At 67.1% G+C, this 7,105-nt stretch carries 6 protein-coding genes and 1 pseudogene; 2 read left to right on the top strand and 5 right to left on the bottom strand.

The genetic code is table 11. From position 1 onward, the window contains the following. From FV228_RS16325 to FV228_RS16305, 5 genes are all read right to left on the bottom strand, one after another. A partial coding sequence (locus tag FV228_RS16325) for an aspartate/glutamate racemase family protein (protein WP_147855590.1) occupies nucleotides 1–662 on the bottom strand: 662 nt, incomplete at its 3' end. A 3-nt stretch (nucleotides 663–665) separates the two neighbouring features. Then, nucleotides 666–2,207, bottom strand: coding sequence for an amidohydrolase family protein (locus FV228_RS16320; protein ID WP_147855589.1), 1,542 nt, complete (start codon nucleotides 2,205–2,207; stop codon nucleotides 666–668). 27 nt (nucleotides 2,208–2,234) lie between these two features. Next, a complete protein-coding gene (locus tag FV228_RS16315) occupies nucleotides 2,235–3,011 on the bottom strand; it encodes an ABC transporter ATP-binding protein (RefSeq protein ID WP_147855588.1) in 777 nt (258 codons plus the stop codon). A gap of 49 nt (nucleotides 3,012–3,060) precedes the next feature. Beyond that, on the bottom strand, nucleotides 3,061–3,990 hold the full coding sequence (locus FV228_RS16310) for an ABC transporter permease (RefSeq protein WP_147855587.1): 930 nt from the start codon (nucleotides 3,988–3,990) through the stop codon (nucleotides 3,061–3,063). Between the two features lie 4 nt (nucleotides 3,991–3,994). Then, nucleotides 3,995–5,047 carry an ABC transporter substrate-binding protein gene (locus FV228_RS16305; RefSeq protein ID WP_147855586.1) on the bottom strand — a complete coding sequence of 351 codons (1,053 nt, stop codon included), beginning with the start codon at nucleotides 5,045–5,047 and terminating at the stop codon, nucleotides 3,995–3,997. Between the two features lie 510 nt (nucleotides 5,048–5,557). Here FV228_RS16305 and FV228_RS16300 point away from each other — a divergent pair. Both FV228_RS16300 and FV228_RS34235 read left to right on the top strand, forming a co-directional pair. After that, the gene (locus FV228_RS16300; protein WP_147855585.1) at nucleotides 5,558–6,784 is read left to right on the top strand and encodes a transporter substrate-binding protein; all 1,227 of its coding nucleotides are present in this window, start codon (nucleotides 5,558–5,560) and stop codon (nucleotides 6,782–6,784) included. Beyond that, nucleotides 6,777–7,105 (top strand): annotated as a pseudogene (locus FV228_RS34235) (hypothetical protein); the annotation flags it as partial. The gene FV228_RS16300 and the pseudogene FV228_RS34235, both read left to right, overlap by 8 nt.

Here is a 7,105-nt window from a genome sequence, read left to right as displayed (position 1 = left end):
CGCGGGGGCTTCACGCCGAGCCGGACCATGACCTGCGCCTGCCCGAGCGCGGCAGAGAGCGGATCGATCAGCGGCACCGGGACCGCCTCGGCAATCCGAGCGGCCAGGCCGGTCAGCGGCGCTCCGGCCAGGATCACCGCGTCGACACCATCCTCGGTCACAACGCGGTTCGCGAGGGCGATGATCTCGGCCTCAAGCTCGTGCTGCACCTCCGTGACCGACTGGAAGCCGGCCGCAACAGACCGGACGCAGGCGCATCGGGCAGAGAGTCCGGCCAGCAGCACCGCATCCTCGTACCAGGGCAGCAGGGTGCCCGAGAACGTCACGACACCGAAGCGCTGGCCGAGCATGCAGGCGGTGAGCATCGCCGCCTCGGCCATCCCAACGACGGGCAGGTCGAACAGCTCGCGTGCTGCGATCAGGCCGGGATCGCCAAAAGCCGCGATCACGGCGGCGTCGAAGCCGGATTGATGTTCGGCCAGAGTCTCCAGCACCGCTGCGCCGGCGAGCTGCGCCTCCGCTCGGCTCGCGATGTAGGGGAGGCCGTGCGCCGCCGTCAGCGCAGTGAGCTGCACGTCCGGGGCCAGCGCGCTGACGGCGGCAGCCTCCATCCGGGCCGTCATGGCCGCCGAGGTGTTCGGGTTGACGAGGAGGATTCGCACGCCTCAGACGCGCGAACTCGGGCGGTAGAACGGCTCGTGCCGACCGGGGTCGACATAGTCTGCGTAAAAGCGCCGGGCATGGGGAAGGAGGGCCTTTGAGAGCTGACGACGCTCGACCTCGTCGTCCGACAGGGCGCGTGCCAAGTCGTCGTGCAGGGCCTTCAGGGCGGCGTCGCGGTCGACCCGGGTGAATCGGCCATCAGCGTAGAGCACCTCGCCGTCGCACAGCACCGTCGTGACGCCGCCGGTCTTGGCGCGCTGGATCACCGCGTCGAGCAGCGGCGTCTCGGCGTCGAGGTAGGGATATGCGATCTGGTCCCAGTCCAGCAGCACAAGGTCGGCGGCTTTGCCAACCTCGATCGTGCCGAGGCTGTCGCCGAAGCCGGTGGTGCGGGCGCCCCCGACAGTCGCCATGCGCAGCACCTGGGCCATGCCCGGCACGTCGGCCTCGTCCATGCCGGGCACCCGGTGGGCGCGCAGCACGAGCCGCATCTCCTGGAGCATGTCGCGATCGTCGTTGATGCCTGCTTCGTCGAGGCCAATCGCGGTGTTGATGCCCTTCGCCTCGAAGCGGTTGAGCGCCGCCACGCCCGAACGCAGTCGGAAGTTTGAGGAGCAGTTGTGGCAGATGCAGGTTCCGGTCGCGGCCACGCGGTCGATGTCGGCCTCGTTCAGCCAGACGCCATGGCCGAGCGTCATGCGCGGCCCGAGCAGGCCGAACCGGTCAAGATGTTCCACCGCCGTCCCGCCGCTGCGCTTTTCCGCGTAGGCCTTCTGGTAGGCGGTCTCGACCAGATGCATGTGCATCGGCACATTGTAGGATTCGGAGAGCCCGGACAGGCCCTCGAGCGCCGCGTCGGAGCACCAGTGGAGGTTGGCCGGAGCAAGCTGGATCTTGGCCCGGGCAGCCCCGGCCTGGCCTGAATGCAAGCTACGGAACAGCGCGAAGTTGTCCTCCAGCGACATCTGAAAGCGTTCGAACCAGCGCTTCATCGGGTCCTGAAGCGACGTCGGCAGGCTCGCCACGAAATCCATGTCCGCCTGGTAGACGAGTCGGTTCTGGTCGCGCACTGCGAAGCAGTACGAGACCCGCATGCCGATGTCGCGATAGGCGCGCAGCACCTCGTTCGAGCGCGCTTCGACCTCTTCCAGGCTTCCAGGCATCCAGCCGTGGATGTGCTGGACCGTGGTGATCCCGGAGCCGACCATCTCGAAGGCCGAGTACAGGGTGTCGAGGTAGAGGTTCAGGTTGCGCGCCACCATGCGGGTGACGAACCACAGCTCCAGCGGCATGTCGGGGGAGCCGAGCTGGACCGGCGTCAGGCCGACATGATGATGCCCGTTGACAAAGCCCGGCAGCAGGATCTCGCGGCCGGAGCCGATCACGGGCGCGTCGGGATAGCGCGCATGCAACTCCGCGTAGGTGCCGACCGCCTCGATTACCCCGTCCTTCTGGAGCACAGCTCCGTCGGCGACCTCCTCCCAGCGCTCACGGTCGAGGGTGCGGGTGATCATCTGCCGGCTGCGAATCAACGATGTGGCCATGCTTCGGTCCGTTATGGTCGGAATTGGTCAGGCGAGGGCTTCCTGCTCGGCGAAGGCCCTGTCGACCTCATCGCGCAGGAGTTCGGTGAGATGCCGCCGCATCGCTTCGGCGCCGGGCGAGAACGGGTCGCGGGGGCGCGGCAGGGTGTTGACCACGATCGTCTTGATCCGCCCCGGGCGAGCGGTGAACACCACCACGCGATCGGCGAGCGCCACCGCCTCGTCGATGTGGTGGGTCACGAACAGCACCGAGGCGCCGCTGTCGCGCCAGACATCGAGCAGGAAGTCCTGCATCTTCTGGCGGGTCTGCACGTCGAGCGCTGCGAAGGGCTCGTCCATCAGCAGGACTTTGGGGCGCATGGCGAGCGCCCGGGCGACCGCTACGCGCTGACGCATGCCGCCCGACAGCTCGTCGGGCCGCTTGTCGAACGCCTCGGCGAGGCCGACCCGCTGGAGTGCGGCCCGCGCGATGCTCCGGCGCTCCAATTCCGGCACGCCCTTCAGCGACAGGCCAAAGCTGACGTTCTGCCAGACGCTGAGCCAAGGGAAGAGCGAGGTCTCCTGGAAGATCAGGCTGCGTTCGGGGGATGGTCCAGCCACCGGCTCGCCGAAGGACTGGATCCGCCCCCCCGTGGCGGCCTCGAGCCCGGCGATCAGGTAGAGCAGCGTGCTCTTCCCGCATCCGGACGGGCCGAGAAACACCACGAACTCGCCGGGCTGCACGTCGAGGTCAATGTCGCGCAGGGCCTCGTGGGCGCGGGCGGTGCCGGCGGCCCAGACCTTGGAAACGCCGCGGCAGGACACGGCGTCGCTCTCGCCGGAGACGGCCGGGCGATCGGCAACGGAGAGACGGTCAGAGCCCAAGGGAAGACCCCGCGTCGCGTGGCAGCCAATAGAGCATCCGCCGCTGAACCAGCCGGAACATCAGGTCGAAGGCGAAGCCGAGGAAGCCGATCAGCGTAATGGTGAAGAAGACCAGCGACGGGTTGAAGGTGTTGCGCGCCAGCATGATCACCTGCCCGAGACCGTAACCGACGCCGGTCGCCTCGGCGACGAGCACCACCATCCAGGCCCCGAACAGGTTGAGGCGCAGCACCGCGAGCAGCCCCGGCAGGATCGCCGGCACGATCACCCGCGCGTAGATCTGGCGCTTCGATGCACCCATCGTCCGGGCGACGTTGATGTAGTTCCGGTTGACCCCGTCGATCTGATGGATGGTCGAGAGGACCATCGTGAAGAACAGGGCGATGAACACCATGAAGATCGCCGGCGCGTTGCCGATCCCGAACATGAAGATCGCCACCGGCAGCCACGCGATCGGCGAGACCGGGGCCAGGAGCGTGATGGTCGGCAGGGTCAACCGCTCGAACAGCACGACGTAGCGGATCGCCACGCCGACCAGGATCGACAGGGTCGCGGCCAGGAACAACCCTGCCAACACCCGCCCGGTGGAGGCGAGCACGGTGATCAACACCGCCATGGCGGGGCTCGGGCCGGCGTTCATGCCGGTGCCGATCTGCCAGCGCTGCGCGGTATTGAAGAACCGCGCCTGCTCGACGAGGTTGCCGAGGAAGACGTGGGGTGGCGGCAGCAGCTTGGCATCGGCGATGCCGAACGCCCAGAGCAGCTCCCAGAGGCCGGCGAAGCATCCGACCGAGACCAGCATCCAGCCGATCCGTTGCAGCAGTGGGACGAACCCGTCGGGCAGCGCCAGGCGCTGTGCGAACGGGAGACGCGGCTGGCCGTGCGGGACGGCGGCGGCGCGGGCGAGATCGATGGCCATCCGCTCAGGCCGACTTCAGCTTGAGCTTGCCGTAGAGTTCCGGGTTTTCGGCGATGACCTGTTCCAGCAGGGTCCAGTCGATCGCGTCGCGGCCGGGCTTCTTCTTGATGTAGCCCATCTCGGCGACGGAATCGGTCCGGTCGAGGATGAACTGCGTCTGGTTGCGGGCGTCCACCACCGAGGGCTGCCGGCCCATGGCGAGCTGGGCGTTGCTCATCGAGGTCTTGTAGTAGGAGCCGACGAGCTTGTTCAGGGCGGTCTGGGGGTCGCCCTCCGCCACGGCCTGGGCCTTCATCATGCCTTTGATCAGGGCTTTGACCGCCGCTGGGTTCTTGTCGATCAGGTCGTTGCGCACCGCGAGCACGCAGTCGGTGTAGCCCTTGCCATAGATGTCGGTGCCGTCGGAGAGTTTGACCGCACCCTTCACGTCGGTGAGGAGCGCGGTGCCGTAGGGCTCGATCGTCGAGATGATATCGAGGGCGCCGGCGCGGAACGCCTCCACGGCCTCCGGGGTCGAGCCCATGTAGCGGACCGTGATGTCCTTGAAGGCGACGCCGTTCTTCTTCAGCCAGTCGTAGGGCAGCACCTCCAGCGTATCGAGCTGGAAGGTGCCGAGCGTCTTGCCCTTGAGCTTTTCCGGGCTGTCGAGGCCGGGCTGGGCCACGAGCACGCAACCCTCGATGCCGCCGCCGGCCACGATCTTGACTGGAGCGCCGGCGTCGTAGAGCGCCATGAAGCTCGTATAGGGCATCACGCCGGCATCGACCTGACCCATGCCGAGGAAGGTGACCTGATCGGAGAAGGTCGGCGTGTTGACGAAGTCGATCGTCAGCCCGTCATCTTTGGCGAGCTGCATCGCCTCGGCCAGGAAGAAGTTCAGGTTGCAGAACCCGGTCCCGTGCGTCGCTCGGATGCCGTTGGCCGCCATCGCCTGGCCGATCGTGCCGGGCCCGACGGCGAGCGTGAGCGCCGCGGCGGTTCCGCCGAGGAAGCGTCTGCGGTTGGGTTTGAACTGCGAGAAATCAGGAACGCGATAATCGCCGTGACGGTCGCACATATCGGCTCTCCTCAGGAGGCGGATGTCGGGGTCTTTAAGGCGGTGCGCCGGCTCCCGGCCGGACGCGCGACGATGTCGAGGTCGTGACGGGGGCAGAGCGGTCGAGGAGATCCGGTCACCCGGCAGCTCTCAGTATCGACGGCACGCCAACCCGTAGTCGCCGCTCTACGCGACGCTGCGCTAGCGAGCTCCTCACAAGAAGCGTGCCATTCGCGGCCGAATACGTCCGATGAGACGCGCTTCGGCAGACCCAGACATCCCTGCGCGTCGGCGATGGGGCGGGATGCGCCCGCCGTCGTGATGTTGAAGACGTCGCGTCCCGGTTCAGGCGGCGGAGAAGCTCGTATTCAATACGATAATTTTGACGTTCTCCGATGAATACCGCCATCCACGCGCGCAAGTGCCGCTAATATGCGCAAAGTCCTCGCCGGACTGCGGCCTCTTTCCCCTTCCCGTCGACCGGACGGCGGCCGACAATCGGATGGCCAATCCACGGGAGCTTCGGGATCGATGACGCATCTCACGCGGCGCAGCTTCGTCGGCGCAGCGGCGCTGCTCGCGGCACCAGCCCTCATCCGCCCATCCTTCGCAGCCGACCCGGTCAAGCTCGGGTGCCTGTTCTCGTCCTCCGGCACGATGGCCAATCTCGAGGGCCGGCTGAACCACGTCGTTCGCATGGCCGCCGACGAGATCAACGGACGCGGCGGCGTCAACGGCCGCCAGATCGAGGTCCTGACTTCCGATCCCGCCTCGGACTGGCCGCTCTACGCCCAGGTCGGCCGGCAAATGCTTCAGCAGGAGAAGGTCGCGGCCCTGTTCGGCTGCTGGACCTCCGTGTCCCGCAAGTCGGTGCTGCCGGTCGTCGAGCAGAACGATGGGCTGCTGTTCTACCCGCTCCACTTCGAGGGCGACGAGAATTCAAAGAATGTCGTCTACATGAACTCGCCGCCCGCGAGTTCCGTGCTGCCGGCGGTCGATTACCTGATGGGCCCCGAAGGAGTCGGCGCAAAGCGCTTCTTCATGATCGGTTCGGACTACGTCTGGCCGCGCACGATCAACAAGCAATTGAAGGGGTACTGGAAGAGCAAGGGCATCCCGGAGACCGCGTGGCGCGAGGAGTACGTGCCATTCGGCTTCTCGAATTTCCAGACGCTCGTGAACCAGGTGCGCAGCTTCGCCAGCCAGCCCGGCGGCCAAGCGATTGTGGTGCTTACCGTCGTCGGATCCTCGATCCCCGATTTCCTGCGTGAATTCGCCAACCAGGGCGTCACCGCCACCGACGTGCCGATCCTCGGCCTCGACATGGTGGAGGCCGATCTCGAAGGGCTCGATACCGCCAAGCTCGTCGGCCACCTGAACTGCTGGGCCTATCTCCAGGCCGCCAAGGGCGAACGGAACAAGAAATTCCTTGGCGACTGGGCCGCCTACGTGAAGGCCAAGAACGTCCCGTTCAGCGCCGACACAGTCATCGATCCGATGGTCTCGGCCTACGACAGCGTCCATCTCTGGGCGCTCGCCGCCGCCAAGGCGGGCTCCTTAGCAGTACCGGAGGTGCGCCAAGCCTTCGCGAACCTCAGCTTCGACGACCCGTCGGGCTACACGCTGACCATGACGGGCGAGAACAACTACGTCTCCCGCGGCGTCTTCATCGGCTCGGTCAACGAGAAGCGCGGCTTCGACGTGCTCTGGCAATCTGCCGACGCGCCGAAGCCGGTCCCGTTCAGCCCCTATGGCTGATCCGAGGGGGCGTCCTCGCCAGGCACGCCTGCCGCCCCGGTACCTGGCGCCCTGGTACCTGGCGCCCTGGTACCTGGCGCTCTGGTACTTGGCGCTCTTGTGTCTGGCGCTCCCGGCAATGCCGGCCTTTGCAGCGCCGCTCGACCGGGCGATACTTGCCGGGGCCTTGTGCGGGGATGGCGCGGCACAGGTTGGGGCGGCAGAGGGCCTCGTCCGCGCCGGCGGCGATCTGCCGGCCGATGACCTCGCCTACGCCGGGCGGCTCCTCGGCGCCCTCGTCGAGCGTCGCCTCGCCTGCTTGCCGGACGGTGCCTTGCTGCT

This window comes from Methylobacterium sp. WL18 (assembly GCF_008040015.1).
In the GTDB taxonomy this organism is placed as follows: domain Bacteria; phylum Pseudomonadota; class Alphaproteobacteria; order Rhizobiales; family Beijerinckiaceae; genus Methylobacterium; species Methylobacterium mesophilicum.
The sequence above is the reverse complement of the archived record's forward strand: the minus strand, read 5'-3'. Positions and strand labels throughout refer to the sequence as shown.

Bases quoted from the DNA above. Each gene is read 5' to 3' on its own strand.
- FV228_RS16305 (WP_147855586.1), bottom strand. From the start codon at position 5,047: ATGTGCGACCGTCACGGCGATTATCGCGTTCCTGATTTCTCGCAGTTC.
- FV228_RS16300 (WP_147855585.1), top strand. From the start codon at position 5,558: ATGACGCATCTCACGCGGCGCAGCTTCGTCGGCGCAGCGGCGCTGCTC.
- FV228_RS16320 (WP_147855589.1), bottom strand. From the start codon at position 2,207: ATGGCCACATCGTTGATTCGCAGCCGGCAGATGATCACCCGCACCCTC.
- FV228_RS16310 (WP_147855587.1), bottom strand. From the start codon at position 3,990: ATGGCCATCGATCTCGCCCGCGCCGCCGCCGTCCCGCACGGCCAGCCG.